The organism is Pseudomonas vranovensis, assembly GCF_040438935.1.
In the GTDB taxonomy this organism is placed as follows: Bacteria; Pseudomonadota; Gammaproteobacteria; order Pseudomonadales; family Pseudomonadaceae; genus Aquipseudomonas; species Aquipseudomonas vranovensis.
Map to the genome: position 1 here is coordinate 4,077,540 of NZ_CP159259.1, position 16,974 is coordinate 4,094,513.

14 protein-coding genes and 1 tRNA gene are annotated in these 16,974 nt (G+C 62.7%); 9 read left to right on the plus strand and 6 right to left on the minus strand.

Annotated elements, in window-relative coordinates; translation table 11 throughout:
* Nucleotides 1-111 precede the first annotated feature (111 nt).
* The 4 genes from kdgD (at nucleotide 112) to ABVN19_RS19055 (ending at nucleotide 5,809) form a co-directional block, all read left to right on the plus strand.
* Nucleotides 112-1,023, plus strand: coding sequence for a 5-dehydro-4-deoxyglucarate dehydratase (kdgD, locus tag ABVN19_RS19040; protein WP_028944071.1), 912 nt, complete (start codon nucleotides 112-114; stop codon nucleotides 1,021-1,023).
* Between the two features lie 98 nt (nucleotides 1,024-1,121).
* Entirely contained in the window at nucleotides 1,122-2,498 is a 1,377-nt protein-coding gene (locus ABVN19_RS19045; RefSeq protein WP_105641659.1) for an MFS transporter, read from the plus strand.
* Nucleotides 2,499-2,567: 69 nt separating this feature from the next.
* Complete coding sequence (gene garD, locus ABVN19_RS19050) at nucleotides 2,568-4,121, plus strand: galactarate dehydratase (protein WP_105641660.1); 1,554 nt, start codon at nucleotides 2,568-2,570, stop codon at nucleotides 4,119-4,121.
* A gap of 104 nt (nucleotides 4,122-4,225) precedes the next feature.
* Nucleotides 4,226-5,809, plus strand: a complete 1,584-nt coding sequence (locus ABVN19_RS19055; RefSeq protein WP_028944068.1) for an aldehyde dehydrogenase (NADP(+)) — start codon at nucleotides 4,226-4,228, stop codon at nucleotides 5,807-5,809.
* A 114-nt stretch (nucleotides 5,810-5,923) separates the two neighbouring features.
* On the opposite strand, the gene ABVN19_RS19060 is transcribed toward ABVN19_RS19055, so the two are convergent.
* From ABVN19_RS19060 to ABVN19_RS19070, 3 genes are all read right to left on the minus strand, one after another.
* Entirely contained in the window at nucleotides 5,924-6,682 is a 759-nt protein-coding gene (locus tag ABVN19_RS19060; RefSeq protein ID WP_028944067.1) for a FadR/GntR family transcriptional regulator, read from the minus strand.
* A 115-nt stretch (nucleotides 6,683-6,797) separates the two neighbouring features.
* Complete coding sequence (locus ABVN19_RS19065; protein WP_028944066.1) at nucleotides 6,798-7,958, minus strand: MFS transporter; 1,161 nt, start codon at nucleotides 7,956-7,958, stop codon at nucleotides 6,798-6,800.
* 342 nt (nucleotides 7,959-8,300) lie between these two features.
* The gene (locus ABVN19_RS19070; protein WP_028944065.1) at nucleotides 8,301-9,518 is read right to left on the minus strand and encodes an MFS transporter; all 1,218 of its coding nucleotides are present in this window, start codon (nucleotides 9,516-9,518) and stop codon (nucleotides 8,301-8,303) included.
* A gap of 171 nt (nucleotides 9,519-9,689) precedes the next feature.
* Between ABVN19_RS19070 and ABVN19_RS19075 the strand changes: the two genes are divergently transcribed.
* From ABVN19_RS19075 to ABVN19_RS19090, 4 genes are all read left to right on the plus strand, one after another.
* Nucleotides 9,690-10,211, plus strand: coding sequence for an RNA polymerase sigma factor (locus tag ABVN19_RS19075; protein ID WP_051270537.1), 522 nt, complete (start codon nucleotides 9,690-9,692; stop codon nucleotides 10,209-10,211).
* On the plus strand, nucleotides 10,208-11,149 hold the full coding sequence (locus tag ABVN19_RS19080; protein ID WP_105641661.1) for a FecR family protein: 942 nt from the start codon (nucleotides 10,208-10,210) through the stop codon (nucleotides 11,147-11,149). Before ABVN19_RS19075 ends, ABVN19_RS19080 begins: the two co-directional genes overlap by 4 nt.
* A 102-nt stretch (nucleotides 11,150-11,251) precedes the next feature.
* Nucleotides 11,252-13,669, plus strand: coding sequence for a TonB-dependent receptor (locus ABVN19_RS19085; RefSeq protein ID WP_036989861.1), 2,418 nt, complete (start codon nucleotides 11,252-11,254; stop codon nucleotides 13,667-13,669).
* A gap of 92 nt (nucleotides 13,670-13,761) precedes the next feature.
* Nucleotides 13,762-13,838 (plus strand) — tRNA-Met (locus tag ABVN19_RS19090).
* Between the two features lie 114 nt (nucleotides 13,839-13,952).
* Here ABVN19_RS19090 and ABVN19_RS19095 read toward each other — a convergent pair.
* Nucleotides 13,953-14,570, minus strand: a complete 618-nt coding sequence (locus tag ABVN19_RS19095; protein ID WP_028944062.1) for a LysE family translocator — start codon at nucleotides 14,568-14,570, stop codon at nucleotides 13,953-13,955.
* A gap of 123 nt (nucleotides 14,571-14,693) precedes the next feature.
* On the opposite strand from ABVN19_RS19095, the gene ABVN19_RS19100 reads away from it, so the two are divergent.
* Nucleotides 14,694-15,572, plus strand: coding sequence for a LysR substrate-binding domain-containing protein (locus ABVN19_RS19100; protein WP_105641662.1), 879 nt, complete (start codon nucleotides 14,694-14,696; stop codon nucleotides 15,570-15,572).
* Here the strand turns inward: ABVN19_RS19100 and ABVN19_RS19105 are convergent.
* On the minus strand, nucleotides 15,560-16,174 hold the full coding sequence (locus tag ABVN19_RS19105; RefSeq protein WP_245219071.1) for a D-Ala-D-Ala carboxypeptidase family metallohydrolase: 615 nt from the start codon (nucleotides 16,172-16,174) through the stop codon (nucleotides 15,560-15,562). The genes ABVN19_RS19100 and ABVN19_RS19105 overlap by 13 nt on opposite strands.
* 58 nt (nucleotides 16,175-16,232) lie before the next feature.
* Nucleotides 16,233-16,871: a carbonate dehydratase gene (gene can / locus ABVN19_RS19110; RefSeq protein WP_028944059.1), complete on the minus strand. Its 639-nt coding sequence runs from the start codon at nucleotides 16,869-16,871 to the stop codon at nucleotides 16,233-16,235.
* Between the last annotated feature and the right edge of the window lie 103 nt (nucleotides 16,872-16,974).

Below are 16,974 nucleotides of genomic sequence, written 5' to 3' on the forward strand. Positions count from 1 at the left end.
CGCGAAAAAAGAGGACCGGTGGGGCTATTCACTTTTTAAGTTGTACGATAACGTATCTCTACTCGAGTACCACTGCGTCTTTCCATGTGTCTTACAGGGTGTTCTACAACAATGAATCCACAAGAACTGAAAACCATCCTCTCCAGCGGCCTGTTGTCTTTCCCGGTCACCGACTTCAACGCCCAGGGCGACTTTAACCGCGCTGGCTACATCAAACGCCTGGAATGGCTGGCCCCGTACGGCGCCAGCGCCCTGTTCGCCGCCGGTGGCACCGGTGAGTTCTTTTCGCTGGCGGCCAGTGAATACTCGGAAATCATCAAGACCGCCGTCGACACCTGTGCCACCAGCGTGCCGATCCTGGCCGGTGTCGGCGGTTCGACCCGCCAGGCCATTGAATACGCGCAAGAGGCCGAGCGCCTGGGCGCCAAAGGCTTGCTGCTGCTGCCGCACTACCTGACCGAAGCCAGCCAGGACGGCGTTGCCGCCCACGTCGAGGCAGTGTGCAAGTCGGTGGATATCGGTGTGGTGGTTTACAACCGCAACGTCTGCCGTCTAAATGCCGTGCAACTGGAACAGCTGGCCGAACGCTGCCCGAACCTGATCGGCTACAAGGACGGCCTGGGTGATATCGAGCTGATGGTGTCGATCCGCCGTCGCCTGGGCGAGCGCTTCACCTACCTCGGCGGCCTGCCGACTGCCGAAGTCTACGCGGCGGCCTACAAGGCCCTGGGCGTACCGGTGTATTCCTCGGCGGTGTTCAACTTCATCCCGAAAACCGCGATGGAGTTCTACCACGCGATCTCCCGGGACGATCACGCCACCGTGGCCAAGATCATCGACGACTTCTTCCTGCCATACCTGGACATCCGTAACCGCAAGGCCGGCTATGCCGTGAGCATCGTAAAGGCCGGTGCCAAGATCGCCGGTTACGACGCAGGCCCGGTGCGCACGCCGCTCACTGACCTGACCGCTGAAGAATACGAAATGCTCGCCGCGCTGATGGACAAACAGGGTGCGCAGTAACACCTGACGACCGCAGGTCGCCGGAGCCGAAGCCTGACCCCTTCGGCTCCACAATAAACAGAACCCCGCACAAAAATAATTAGTGGGAGTACACCTGCATGCAAGCGACTAAAAAGACGCATGTGCGCTATCTGATCCTGTTCATGCTGTTCATCGTGACCACGATCAACTATGCCGACCGCGCCACCATTTCCATTGCCGGCTCAAGCCTGCAGAAGGACCTGGGCATCGACGCCGTCACCCTCGGCTACATCTTCTCGGCGTTTGGCTGGGCGTATGTGCTGGGGCAGATCCCTGGCGGCTGGCTGCTCGACCGCTTCGGCTCCAAGAAGGTCTACGCCCTGAGCATCTTCACCTGGTCGGCATTCACCGTGCTGCAAGGTTTTGTCGGCTACCTGCCAGTGGCCAACGCGATCATCGCCCTGTTCATGCTGCGCTTTCTGGTCGGCTTTGCCGAAGCGCCCTCCTTTCCTGGCAACGCCCGTATCGTCGCGGCCTGGTTCCCGACGGCCGAGCGTGGCACGGCCTCTGCCATCTTCAACTCGGCGCAGTACTTCGCCACTGTGCTGTTCGCACCGCTGATGGGCTGGATCGTCCATTCCTGGGGCTGGGAGCATGTGTTCATCGTCATGGGCGTGCTGGGCATCCTGTTCTCGGTTGCCTGGATGAAGCTGATCTACAACCCCAAGGAACACCCGATGATCAGCGTTGCCGAGCTTGAGCACATCGAGCAGAACGGCGGTCTGGTGGACATGGACAAACCCAGGCAGGCCGGCAAGAGCGGGCCGAAATGGGGCTACATCAAACAGCTGCTCAGCAGCCGCATGATGCTCGGCATCTACCTGGGCCAGTACTGCATCAACGCCATTACCTATTTCTTCCTGACCTGGTTCCCGGTGTACCTGGTGCAGGAGCGTGGCATGTCGATCCTCAAGGCCGGTTTCATCGCCTCGTTGCCAGCAATCTGCGGGTTTATCGGCGGCGTGCTGGGCGGGATCATCTCCGATCACCTGCTGCGCCGTGGCAACTCGCTGACCTTCGCCCGCAAGGCGCCCATCGTCATCGGCCTGCTGCTGTCGACCTCGATGATCATCTGCAACTACGTCGATGCCGAGTGGATGGTGGTAGGCATCATGGCCTTGGCATTCTTCGGCAAGGGCCTGGGTGCGCTGGGCTGGGCGGTGGTGTCCGACACCTCGCCCAAGCAGATCGCCGGGCTGTCCGGCGGCATGTTCAATACCTTCGGCAACATCGCCTCGATCACCACGCCGATCATCATCGGCTACATCATCAGCGCCACCGGCTCGTTCAAGTGGGCCCTGGTGTATGTGGGTGCCAACGCTCTGGTGGCGGTGTTCAGCTACCTGGTGATCGTCGGCCCGATCAAGCGGATCGAATTGCGTGAAGACCCGAGCAAGAACGGCAACACCCAAACGCAGCCAACTGCGGGCGCGCTGGCCGAAACCCGTCGTTGAGTGAAGCGCCTGCGGCCCTGGCCGCAGGCGTGTTGATCAGCCTGAATACAGTACAAGAAGGGCCAACCCATGCACATGATCGAACACGCCGACTCACCCCGCTACGTGCGCCTGCATGAACAGGACAACGTCGTTGTCGTGGTGAATGATCAGGGTGTTGCCGAAGGCAGCCGCTTTGCCGATGGCCTGACGGTGACCGAAGGCATTCCACAGAGCCACAAGGTGGCCCTGGTGAACATCGCCAAGGGTGAGCAGGTAGTGCGCTACGGCCAGATCATCGGCTACGCGCTGCAAGACCTGCCCCAGGGCAGTTGGGTCAAGGAAACTCAACTGGCCATGCCGTCGGCACCGCCACTGGACAGCCTGCCGATGTCGGACGCCGTGCCCGCCGCGCTGCCGCCGCTTGAAGGCTACACCTTCGAGGGCTATCGCAACGCCGACGGCACAGTCGGCACCCGCAACATACTGGGCATCACCACCACCGTACAGTGCGTGACCGGGGTGCTTGACCATGCGGTAAAACGCATCCGCGACGAGTTGCTGCCCAAGTACCCCAACGTCGATGACGTGGTGGCCCTGACCCACAGCTATGGCTGCGGTGTAGCGATCAACGCCCGCGACGCCTATATTCCGATCCGTACCGTGCGTAACCTGGCCCGCAACCCCAACCTGGGCGGCGAAGCACTGGTCATCAGCCTGGGCTGCGAAAAGCTGCAGGCAGGCCAGGTGATGCACGAGGGCGACGCCTCGGTCGACCTGAGCGAGCCCTGGCTCTACCGCCTGCAGGATGCCAGCCACGGCTTTGCCGAAATGGTCGAGCAGATCATGGAACTGGCTGAAACACGCCTGAAAAAACTCGACCAGCGCCGCCGCGAAACCGTACCGGCCTCGGAACTGATCCTGGGCATGCAGTGCGGTGGCAGCGATGCGTTTTCCGGCATCACCGCCAACCCGGCGCTGGGCTATGCATCGGACCTATTGATTCGCGCAGGTGCCACGGTCATGTTCTCGGAAGTCACCGAAGTGCGTGACGCCATCTACATGCTCACCTCCCGCGCCGAAACCCCGGAAGTGGCCCAGGCCCTGGTGCGCGAGATGGACTGGTACGACCAGTACCTGCAACGCGGCGAGGCCGACCGCAGTGCCAACACCACGCCGGGCAACAAGAAAGGCGGGTTGTCCAACATTGTCGAGAAGTCCCTTGGGTCGATCGTCAAGTCCGGCAGCAGCGCCATCAATGGCGTGCTCGGCCCTGGCGAGCGCGTTGCCAGCAAGGGCCTGGTGTTCTGCGCCACGCCGGCCAGCGATTTTGTCTGCGGTACCCTGCAACTGGCGGCCGGCATGAACCTGCATGTATTCACCACCGGGCGCGGCACGCCCTATGGCCTGGCCATGGCGCCGGTGGTCAAGGTGTCGACCCGCACCGAGCTTGCCGAACGCTGGCCCGACCTGATCGACATCGACGCGGGGCGCATTGCCACCGGCCGCGCCAGCATCGAAGAGCTGGGCTGGGAACTGTTCCACTACTACCTGGACGTAGCCAGCGGCCGCAAGCAGACCTGGGCCGAACGCTACAGGCTGCACAACGACATCACCCTGTTCAACCCTGCACCCATTACCTGAGCGTCGTCACCTCCCGCACCCGACGCGGTGTTGGAGGTGATTGCGTTACTGCCTTTCAAGTCATCCGACGTCCTTCATCCTTAAACTCGAACCAGGAGCTCCCCATGCCAACCGTTCTGGGTCACAACTTCATTGCCGGTGCGCGCAGCGCCGCAGGCAGCCAGACTTTGAAAAGCCTCGATGCCAGTACCGGTGAAGCCCTGCCGTACAGCTTCATCCAGGCCACCGAAAGCGAAGTGGACAGCGCCGCCCGTGCGGCCGAAGCAGCGTTCATCGAGTTTCGCCAGCTGAGCCCGCAACGCCGTAGCGAATTCCTGCTGGCCATTGCCGATGAACTGGATGCCCTGGGCGATGATTTCGTCGCCATCGTCTGCCAGGAAACCGCCCTGCCCGCGGCCCGCATCCAGGGAGAGCGTGCGCGTACCAGCGGACAGATGCGCTTGTTTGCCCAAGTCTTGCAGCGCGGGGATTTTGTCGGTGCGCGCATCGACCTGGCGCTGCCTGAGCGCAAGCCATTGCCGCGTGTCGACCTGCGCCAGATGCGTATTGGCGTCGGCCCGGTGGCAGTGTTTGGCGCCAGCAACTTCCCGCTGGCCTTCTCCACCGCCGGCGGCGATACCGCTGCGGCCCTGGCGGCCGGTTGCCCGGTAGTGTTCAAGGCCCATAGCGGCCATATGGCCACCGCCGACCTGGTCGGCTGCGCCATTGTTCGCGCCGCCGAACGTACCGGCATGCCCAAAGGTGTGTTCAACATGATCTTCGGCGCTGGCGTCGGCGAATGGCTGGTCAAGCACCCGGCGATCCAGGCGGTAGGCTTTACCGGCTCGCTCAGCGGTGGCAATGCCCTGTGCAAGATGGCGGCCGAGCGGGCGCAGCCGATCCCGGTGTTTGCCGAAATGTCGAGCATCAACCCGGTCATCCTGTTGCCTGAGGCGTTGGCCGCCAGAGGTGAAACCGTAGCCCGCGAACTGGCCGCTTCCGTGGTGATGGGCTGCGGCCAGTTCTGCACCAACCCTGGCCTGGTGCTGGGCATCCGTTCGCCAGCCTTCGCCGCCTTCCAGGCGCACCTGCAGGAGCAAATGGCTGCCCAGGCGCCACAGACCATGCTCAATGCCGGGGGCCTGCGCAGCTACAGCAAAGGGCTGGAGCACCTGCACAGCCATCCTGGCATCAGCCACCTGGCCGGCCAGCCGCAGGAAGGCAACCAGGCCCGACCGCAACTGTTCAAGGCCGATGTCGAGCTGCTGCTGAACGGCGACGATCTGCTGCAGGAAGAAGTTTTCGGCCCAACCACCATCGTCGTCGAAGCCCGCGACGATGCCGAGCTCAAGGCAGCATTGCAGGGATTGCGCGGCCAACTGACCGCCACCCTGATTGGCGAGCCGGGAGACCTGCAGGGGTATCAGTGGCTGGTACCGGTGCTGGAGCAGAAGGTGGGCCGTATCCTGGTCAACGGTTACCCGACCGGTGTGGAAGTGTGCGATGCCATGGTTCATGGCGGGCCTTATCCTGCGACCTCCGATGCCCGTGGAACCTCGGTGGGCACCTTGGCGATTGACCGCTTCCTGCGGCCGGTGTGCTACCAGAACTACCCCGAGGCATTGCTGCCCGAGGCCTTGCGCAACAGCAACCCGCTGGGGTTGAAGCGCCTGGTCAATGGCGAGTGGTCGGTTGAATCGATTGGCTGATCGGCAAAGATCGCAGGGCATAGCGGATTTCTGTAGGAGCGGGCTTGCCGCGCGAAAACGTACCGTCAGGCAGATCGCATCGCGGGGCAAGCCCGCTCCCACAGAGCCCCGCCGTCAGTTGGTTTTGTTCCCTTGCGCCTCGGCCTCTTCATGGGCCAGCCGCAACCGCTCCCGGCTGTTGGTCAGGTGCAGGCGCATCGCCGCCCGCGCCGCCTCGGCATCCTGACGCGCAATAGCCTCATAAATCGCCTCGTGCTCATGACTCAGGCGGCTCATGTAATGCTGCTGATCATCGTGCGCCAACCGGGCGGAGTTCAACCGAGTACGCGGGATGATGCTGGTACCCAGGTGGGTCATGATGTCGGTGAAGTAGCGATTGCCCGTCGCCATGGCAATCTGCAAGTGGAACTGAAAGTCCGAAGCCACCGCATCACTGGCATGGGCCACGCTTTCGTTCAACGCATCCAGCGCCTCACGCATCGCCGCCAGTTGCTCCGGGCTGCGGCGCAGCGCAGCAAGCCCTGCCGACTCCGTCTCCAGGCTGATACGCAGCTCCAGTACCGCCAGCACCTCTCGCAAGGTGACGATGGTCGCCGGATCAATACGAAAACCACTCGGGCTCGGTGTATCCAGCACAAAGGTGCCGATGCCATGCCGGGTTTCCACCTGCCCGGCCGCCTGCAGGCGCGAGATCGCCTCGCGCACCACGGTGCGGCTGACGCCCTGCTCTTCCATGATTGCCGACTCGGTCGGCAGCTTGTCGCCGCGCTTCAAGTGGCCATCACGGATACGCTCGGTGAGCACGGTCACCAGCTCCTGGGCCAGGCTACGGGGCTTTCTGCGGGCACGTGGCAGTGCGCTCTGGTCTTTCATATCGAACATCTGTCCCGAATATTCTTTAACCCGGATCATAGCGCAATCAGTTGTACGATCACATGCATCAGAAGCGCTGGCCGCTTCGCGGCCAATCGCAGCCTCACGGCAGTGGCTACGGCGCCTCTGCCCTGACTCGGTACGCCTTGCGATTAGCGTTGCGCGCAAAGCACACGAACAGCGCCGCCATCACCGCCAGCGCCATGGGCAGGCCATGCGGCGCCACATCCATCGCCGCACCACTGACCAACGGCCCCACCAGGCTACCCACGCCCCACAGCAAGCCGACACTGGCATTGGCGGTCACCAGGTCCTGCCCCTTGAACTGCTGCCCGATCAGCACCAGCGCCAGGGTATACACCCCGCCCGCCACCGCGCCGAGCAACACCAGTGCCGGCCACAGCAACCACTGCACCTGCAGCAGCCAGGGCAAGGCGATGCCGATCAGCATCGCCACCACACCACACACCAGATGCACCAGGGTGCGCTCACTGCGGTCCGCCAGCCAGCCCAGCGGCAGCTGGAACAGCATGTCGCCGGTCAGGATCACGGTGACCATCAACGCGGCCACCCCCACGGCAAACCCGTGACTGGAGGCATACACCGGCATCAACGAAAGGATCACCGCATCGAAGAAGGAGAAGAACAACACGCCCATGCACAGCGCCGGCGCGACGCGGAAAAAGCCCGCCAGCGAGAAGCTCTTTTCGCCCTCTTCACCATGCTCCACATGATCGTTGGGCACCGTCAGCAGGATGCACAATAGCGCCAGGCCATAGCAGGCCGTGACCACGGCGGTCACCGATGTGCTCTGCGCGCCGACCAACGCCAGCATCGCCGGGCCGAGCATCTGGAAGCCAGTGAAGGCCGTGGCGTACAGCGCCATGATCTTGCCGCGGTTGTGCTCCGGGCTCAGTTCGTTGACCCACGACTCACCCAGGATGATGGCGATGCCCATGCCGATCCCCAGCCCCAGGCGCAACAGACCCAGCAGGTAGATCGAAGAGAACGCCCATTCCAGCAGGCCGATGCTCAAGGTGCACAAACCAAAGCACAGCAGGTAAATGGTGCGCCGGGTCAGGTGCCGGCAGCAGGCATCGACCATGAATGCCGAGAGCATCATGCCCGCCGCCGGAATGGCCGAAAGCACGCCGATCTGCAGGGTACTGGCGCCCGCTTCGAGCAGACGCAGGGACACCAGTGGCAGGCTCGCACCAAGGCTGAAACCGACCACCGACACGGCGAACAACAGGCCCGCCAGAAAACGCTTGTTCATCACAACTCCACTCCCGGCGCAGACGCGACTTCGCGCCCCGGGCCGGGTCTACACGACCGATAAAATATTCAGGTGCATCAAGGCCGGGCCACGGCAAGGCGCCGGGCGTGCAACGGCCTTGTCAGAGGGTGTGACGGGGAGGGGAGAAGGTAAAGGCGAACAGCACGCTGCGCCGACGCTTGAGGACGGTATCGCTCGGCCAATCGCAGCAGCGGGTCAGGATAACCGGCTGGCAGTACTGGCAAGGGAGGCTGGAGCGATTCATTCGTCGGCTACGCAGTAAAGGACGGGCGGCACTCTAGGAGAACCCATGCCACCCGTCAATAGCCCGTGCTTGAGCCTTCAGCGCTTGCCGGTAGACGGCAGCAGGACCGCCAGCAAGCCGAACAATGGCAGGTAGGAACACAGGCTGTAGACGTACTCGATGCCCTTGAAGTCGGCCAGGTAGCCGAGCAGCGCCGCACCGATACCGCCAAAACCGAACATCAGTCCGAAGAAAATTCCCGCGATCATGCCGACATTGCCCGGCACCAGCTCCTGGGCATACACCACGATGGCCGAGAACGCCGAGGCCAGGATAAAGCCGATGATCACACTCAGGACGCTGGTCCAAAACAGGTCCACATAAGGCAGTAACAAGGTGAACGGCGCCACGCCCAGGATCGAGAACCAGATCACCGCCTTGCGGCCGATCCGGTCACCGATCGGCCCACCGAAAAAGGTGCCGGCCGCCACTGCGCCGAGGAACAGGAACAGATGCAGCTGCGAGCTGCCCACCGACAGGTCGAACTTCTCGATCAGGTAAAAGGTGAAATAGCTGGTGAAGCTGGCCATGTAGAAGTACTTGGAGAACACCAGCAGGCCCAGTACCACCAGCGCTCCGATCACTCGCTGGCGCGACAGGCCGTGGGTGGCGCGCTGGCCCTGCTTGGCCTTGAACAGGTTCAGGTGCTCCTTGTACCAGCGGCTCAGACCGTAGGTCACCAGCACGGCGAAGATTGCGAACAGGCCGAACCACACCACGTTGCCCTGGCCGAAGGGAATAATGATCGCCGCCGCCAGCAACGGACCGAACGCCGAGCCGGCGTTACCACCCACCTGGAAGGTCGATTGTGCAAGCCCGAAGCGACCGCCCGAGGCCAGGCGCGCAATGCGTGAAGTCTCGGGGTGGAAGGTCGAGGAACCAATCCCCACCAGCGCCGCCGCCAGCAGGATCATCGGGAAGCTGCCGACATAGGCCAGCATGACGATCCCCACCAGCGTGCAAAGGGTGCCCAGGGGTAGCAGGTTCGGCATCGGTTTGCGGTCGGTGTAGAACCCCACCCAGGGTTGCAGCAGCGAGGCAGTGATCTGGAAGGTCAGGGTGATCAGGCCCACCTGGGCGAAGCTCAGCCCGTAGTTGGCCTTGAGCAACGGGTAGATCGACGGCAATACCGCCTGAATCAAGTCGTTGATCAGGTGCGCCAGGGCGCAGGCGGCAATGATGCGCATGACCAACGGGCTGCTCTGGGCAGTCGCGGTGCTGGCGGGGGAAGTCGACGAGGCACTGCTCACAGCCATGACAAAAACATCCATCCGGTAGGCGGGATCCAATTATCCAGAATTCGTTAGCAAGCGCACTATCTCTTTTCCACGGCAACCGACAGGCGTACTTGTTAATAATTCTCAATAACGTTAGCATCGCCAAAACATGTAACCCCACTGCCCGCCTGTTTAGAGGCCGCACACGCCATGCCCGACAACCAGGATCAACGCAACCTGTCGCTGCTCTACCAGCGTCATCGCAGCGAACTGCTGGCGTTCCTCACACGTCGGGTGCGTTGCCGGGAGACCGCGCTCGATCTGCTCCAGGATGCCTTTGTCCGCCTGATGCACAGCGAGCGTGGCGAGGTGGGCAACCTGCGTGCCTTCCTTTACCGCATCGCCAACAACCTGAGCATCGACCATGCCCGTCGCACCCAGGTACGTGGCGTCAACGACGAACAGGCGCTGGGGCTTCTGCTCAACGAAACCTCGCCGGAGCGCAGCGCGGTGGCCGGCAATACCCTCGACCATCTCGAGCGCCTGATCGACGGCCTGCCCTCGCCTACCCGCGAGGTGTTCCTGCTGGCCCGGGTCGAACAGCTGAGCTACAAGGACATCGCCGCGCGCCTGGGGCTGGACCCGCGCGCCGTCGAGCGTCACCTGAACAAAGCCCTGAGCCATTGCGCCGCGGCAGCACTTCATGCCCAACACAAAGATGTCTCGCCATGAACCCATCGCCTGAAACAACCTCATCGATCGAACCGGGCGACCGGGAACAACAAGCCCTGGACTGGTTCACCCGCCTGCGCGCCCACGACCTGAGCGCCGCCGAGCAGCACGCCTTTGCGCAGTGGCGCCTGGCGCCGGCAAACGCCCGGACCTTTGCCGAAATCGAACTGCTCTGGCAACAGGTGGAACTGCCGGCGCGCCGGGTGCGCCGCGCTGAACACCGACCAGCCAGACGCCCTTGGCGGCGTTTGGCGGTGGCCGCGTGCGTCATGCTGGTCAGTGGCCTGCTGGTACTGCAATTGCCCGTATTGGAGCGCCTGAACAGTGACTACGCCACCTCGGCCGGCGAACGCCGCCACCTGCGCCTGGCCGATGACACGCTAATGGTGCTCGACAGCGCCAGCGCCGTGGATGTCGACCTGCGGGGGCCTGTGCGCAAGGTCCGCCTGGTTCAGGGGCAGTTGTTCCTCGACGTGACCCACGATGGCCGGCCGTTTGTCGTCGATGTCGATGACGCACAGGTCCAGGTGCTGGGTACGCGCTTCTCGGTCAGCCGGACCAAGGATCATGACGAAGTGGTGTTGCTCAAGGGCAAGGTCGAAGTCAGCAACAATGGCCAGAAGCGCATGCTCGACCCCGGTCAGCGCGTGACCTTCAGCGGCCAGCGCCTGGACGCGGTCCAGGCTGTCGATGCCGAACGCCTGACCGCCTGGCGCGATGGACAGTTGCGCGTTCGCGAAGTGCCACTGCGCCAGGTGCTCGAACAACTGGCGGGTTATCACGGCGCTCGCCTGGTACTGCTCGACGAGCAGCTCGGACGCCGGTTGGTGAGTGGCAGCTTCAACCTCGACAAGGCCGACAGCGCGCTCGATGCCCTGGCCCAGAGCCAGAACCTGAGCATCAACAATCTGGCCGGGCAGTTGATCATCGTACGCTGAGGGCCTGGTAAATAATTTACGCGGCCTGCGGTAATTTCAAGCGCTGTTGCGTCACACCTCGGATAAGAAGCATTAGCATTTGCACTTTCTGGGGGAGGACACATGCAGTACCCACGCGATTTCGGCTTTGCCCGCTTGCCACTGGCCAGCGCCATTCTTGCAACCACCTTGCTCTCGGCACTGCCGTTGGCGACCCAGGCGGCCCAACCTGCCGCCGCGCAAAGCCAGGCCCAGCGCCTGGACTTCAACATCAAGGCCCAGCCACTGGCCGATGCCCTGGACCAGTTCAGCGCCCAGAGCGGCTTGCAGGTGATCTACGACGCCAGCCAGCTGGCCGGCCACAGCTCGCCCGGCGTGCAGGGCAAGCTGAACCCGGCAGAGGCACTCCGGGCCCTGATCGCCGGTAGCAATGCGCACCTCAGCCAACCCAATGCCAGCAGCTTCGTGATCGATCTGCCCATCGAACGGGGCGGCGCACTGCAACTGGATGTCCTGAGTATTTCCGGCAAGGCGCCGGGTTCCACCACCGAAGGCACCGGGCTGTACACCACTTACTCCTCCAGCAGCTCGACGCGCCTTAACCTGACACCCCAGGAAACCCCGCAGTCGCTGACGGTGATGACCCGCCAACGTCTGGACGACCAGCGCCTGACCAACCTCAGCGATGCCCTGGAAGCGACGCCGGGCGTGATCGTGGTGCGCGACGGCCTGGGCGCGGAAACCGACACCTACTACTCGCGCGGCTTCGTAATCCAAAACTACGAGATCGATGGTGTGCCGACCGTCTCGCGCATGGACAACTACACCCAGAGCATGGCGATGTATGACCGCATCGAGATCGTGCGCGGCGCCAGCGGCCTGATCAGCGGCATGGGCAACCCGTCGGCGACCATCAACCTGATCCGCAAGCGTCCCACCGCCGACGCCCAGGCCAGTGTCAGCGGCTCGGCCGGCACCTGGGACCGCTACGGCACCGGCTTTGATGTGTCCGGGCCGCTGACCGAAACCGGCAACATCCGCGGCCGCCTGGTCGCCGACTACAAGACCGAAGGCGCCTGGGTCGACCGCTACAAGATGGAAAGCCAGTTGCTTTACGGCATCAGCGAATTCGACCTGAGCGAAGACACGCTGCTGACCCTGGGCTTCAGCTACCAGCGCACCGATGTCGACTCGCCCCTGCGTACCGGCTTGCCCACCCGCTTCAGCACAGGCGAACGTTCCGACCTCAAGCGCTCGATCAACATGGCGCCGACCTGGTCGTACAACGACCACGAGCAGACCAGCTTCTTCACCTCCATCGAGCAGCAACTGGGCAACGGCTGGAGCGGCAAGGTCGAGTACAGCCATTCCGAGAACCAGTTCGACGAAGTGTTCGGCTTTCTCATGGGTGACCTGCAGCCCGATGGCAGTGGCCTGAGCCAACTGCCGGTGCGTTTCTCCGGCACCCCGCGCCAGGACAACCTCGATGTGTACGTGACCGGGCCGTTCAGCCTGTTCAATCGTGAACACGAGTTGATCGGCGGCGTAACCCTGTCCAGATACAACGAAAACGTGCCGAGTTGGGGCGGCTGGCGCTACGACTACAATGCTACGCCAGGGGCATCGGTCGAGAACATTTTCGACTGGAACGGCAGACAGCCCGAGCCGGACTGGACCATCAGTGGCAAGTCCTCGATGGAGGAAACCCAGTACGCGGCCTACCTCACCTCACGCCTGCACCTGACCGACGACCTGAACCTGATCCTCGGCAGCCGGGTGATCGACTGGAAACGCGACACCGAAGATCGCCCTTACGGTGGGGCCACCACCGAAGTCAATCGCAAGGAGACTGGCGTCTTCATCCCTTATGCCGGCGTGGTCTATGACCTGGACGAGACCTGGGCGCTCTATGCCAGCTACACCAAGATCTTCAACCCGCAGGCTTCGTGGGTCACCGATGCCAACAACCAGCCGCTCGATCCGATGGAGGGCGTGGGTTATGAAGTCGGCGTCAAGGGCAGTCACTTCGACGGCACGCTGAACTCGAGCCTGGCGCTGTTCAAGCTCGAACAGGACAACCTGGCGATCTGGCTGCATGACAACGTGTACGAAGCCAAGCAGGACACCACCTCCAAGGGCCTGGAGATGGAGCTCAATGGCGAACTGGCCGAAGGCTGGCAGGCATCGGCGGGCTACACCTACACCCTGACCACCGACAACCAGGATGAGCGCATCGCCACCGTGGTGCCGCGCCACAGCCTCAAGACCTTCACCAGCTATCGCCTGCCGGGCATGCTCGACAAGGTGACCGTAGGCGGCGGGGTGAACTGGCAGAGCAAAGTGGGGCAGGACCTGCACAGCTTCGATCAAGGCAGCTACGCGCTGGTCAACCTGATGGCGCGCTACGACATCAGCAAAAACCTCAGCGCCACCGTCAACCTGAACAATGCCTTTGACCGCGAGTACTTCTCCATGGCCTCGTCATACGGTAACTACGGCGCGCCGCGTAACCTGATGACCACGTTCAAATACGACTTCTGACCCGGTAATCGGCTAAGCGGTTGATCATGCGTAAAATTTTTTGAAAGAGGTGTTGACACAACTTCGTTTCGAGCGAATAATGCGCGCCACTTGGCTACATAGCTCAGTTGGTTAGAGCATAGCATTCATAATGCTGGGGTCCGGGGTTCAAGTCCCTGTGTAGCCACCAAGTACTGAAAAAGGGCTTACCGAAAGGTAGGCCCTTTTTTTATGCGTTGATTTTTCGCGGGGCAAGCCCGCTCCCACCTCAATACAGTGGGAGCGGGCCTGCCCCGCGAAACGCTTAGCGCACGCTCGCCATCACCACCGCCAGGCCCAAACCGATCAGCGCCACGCCGATCACCCGGTCGACCAGGATCTGACGCTCGAGCATGATCCGGCGCAAACCGTGCGACGAGAAGAAGATCGCCACCAGGCTGAACCACACCCCATGCGCCAACGACATGAACAGGCCGTAGCCCAGGCTGCTGGCCAGCGAGCTGCCGGGCTGCACCACCTGCGTGTAGGCACTGACCACGAACAACATAGTCTTGGGGTTCATGGCGTTGGTCAAAAAGCCCGAACGAAAGGCCGCCACTACCCCCAGCCGGCTTGAGCCATCGTTGTCATCGAGCGAGATTCGCGTGGTGTTGGTCAGCGATTTGTAGCCCAGGTAGACCAGATACCCTGCCCCCAGCACCTTCATCGCCATGAACAACGCCGGTGTCTGGCTGATGATCACGGCGATGCCAAACACGGTGTACAGCACATGGACCTGCACGCCCAGGGCAATGCCCAGCGCGGCCGACAGCCCGGCGCGGCGGCCGAAGGCGTAGCTGCTGCGGGTGACCATGGCAAAGTCGGCGCCGGGGCTGATCACCGCCAGGATGGTGAACAGGGCAACGGCTATGAGTTCATTCACGAAAAGCTCCTCGATCTGCTAGGCAATTGCACAGATAGCACCGTGCATGCCCATTATCGAAAGCTCAGTGGCTGGCCAAAAGCGATTTATAGTGTAGGAAATCCGCTAGTTTTTCTCACAGATATGAAACTGCCTGCACTCACCGCTTTTCGTTACTTCGACGTCGCCGCCCAGACCCAGAGCTTCGTGCGCACTGCCGAACTGCTCAACGTCACTCACGGTGCGGTCAGCCGCCAGGTGCGCCTGCTGGAAGAATCACTGGGCGTGCAACTGTTCGAACGGCGCAACCGGGCGATCTTCCTGACGGCAGCCGGGCGCACCCTGCACGGCACCACCCAGTCGATTTTCGAGCAGTTGGAAGGCACGGTGTACCGCTTGCAGCAACAAGCGCGGGAGAACGTGCTGGTGCTGTCGTGCGAACCGACCATCGCCATGAAATGGCTGATTCCGCGCCTGCCGGCCTTTCATGCCGCACATCCCGATATTCACCTGCACCTGGTGGCGGCTGGCGGGCCCATCGACTTTTCGCGCAGCGGCGTCGACCTGGCCTTGCGCCGCGATGACTTTCGCTGGGATGCCGACCTGCACAGCCTGAAGATCTGCGATGAATGGGTGGGGGCGGTGTGCAGCGTCAACCTGCCCCTGCCCGACACCAGCCTCGACGGGCAGCGCCTGCTGCACAGCGCCTCACGCCCGGGGGCGTGGAACACCTGGCTGCGTCTGAGTGGCGAGTCGGCCAATGGCGCCAGCCGCACCGACTACGAACACTTCTACCTGTGCATCCAGGCGGCCGTGGCAGGATTGGGCGTGGCCATGGCCTCGTTCCTGATGGTCCAGGATGAAATCGACAGCGGCCAGCTGCAGGCACCGCGCAGCTTTGTGCAGGATCAATCGGGCTACGTCCTGTTGTGCCCGCGACCGATCCTGGCCGACGACACCTGCCGGCGCTTTGCCCAGTGGGTCAGCGCAGAAGCGCAGGCCTGCCTGGCTCACTTGCTCTGAGGCTTGCCCGCCACCGGCAAGGCGCAGAACGAAGAGTTGGCACTGAAGTCCCCGCCCCAGGTGCGAAACCCCGCCGTGTCGATGTGAATGCGGCCCGACGGATAGCGCCCCAGGCCCATGTTCCAGGCCTTGCCGTGGGCTTGCCAGAAAGTGCACAGCGGCGTGGGATCGGTCCAGCGCGGCAGCAGTACATCCACGGCGAAGGCCCGGGTATGGGCGCTGGCCAGCGCACCACCAGCACAGCGATTGAGCTGCGGGTCGCGATAGGCCGAGACCACCTCGAACTGGCGCAAGATACCCTGATCCCCCAGGGTCTTGAGCAATTGCACCGTGGAGCGCACCGCTGGCCACTGGCTCGCGGGGGCCACGGCAAAGGGCTCGGCGCGACACAGCCGCCAGTCGCTGGCCGAGCGCAGCAACTGGTAGATCGGCACCACCCCGTACAGGCGTGCATCCACCAGCATTTCGCGAAAGGCGCGGGTTTCATGGTCGCCGGCCCATTGCGCGAACATGTACAGATCGCGCGGGTCGGCATGGGCGCTGCACAGCCCAGCCAATAATACGCCAGTGCCGAGTCCGACCTTGCTCCACAGGTTCATCATCCCTTCCCCCCTTGTCCTCATGACATCGTAGCCGCTGCCGTCAGGCTGCGGCTACGGGTCAGTCTTGCGGACGCAGGCGGTATTGCGGGGGCAACTGGTCCAGGCCGCTGATGGTCGCGTTGAGGCTTTTCCAGCGACCATCCTTGATGCCGTAGATGCACCCGTGGATCGACAGGCTCTGGCCACGGTGCCAGGCATTCTGGACGATGGTGGTGTGACCGACGTTCGCCACCTGCTGGATCACATTGAGCTCGCACAAGCGGTCGACACGTTCCTCTTCGGTGGGCAGCTTGCCCAGCTCTACCCGGTTTTCGTAATACAAGTCACGAATCGAGCGCAGCCAACCATCGATCAGGCCCAGCTGACGGTCCTGCATCGATGCCCGCACCCCGCCGCAGCCGTAGTGGCCGGTCACCAGGATGTGTTTCACCTTGAGGACGTCCACCGCGTACTGGATCACCGACAGGCAATTGAGGTCGGTGTGCAGCACCACGTTGGCCACGTTGCGATGGACAAACAGATCACCGGGCAACATGCCGACGATCTCGTTGGCCGGTACACGGGCATCGGAGCAGCCGATCCAGAGGAATTCAGGGGTTTGCTGGCGGGCAAGCTTGGCGAAGAAATCCGGGTCTTCCTGCTTGATTGCATCAGCCCAACGCGCGTTGTTATCAATCAGTTCTTGTAGGTCGTGCATGTTCAAGCCTCATGGTTGATGCGCATCTTGTGACAGGCATGGCCCCGTCCGGGTCACGCCTTTGAATCTTCCCGCCGGGGCCCGGTCCACCGAAAGACAGGCA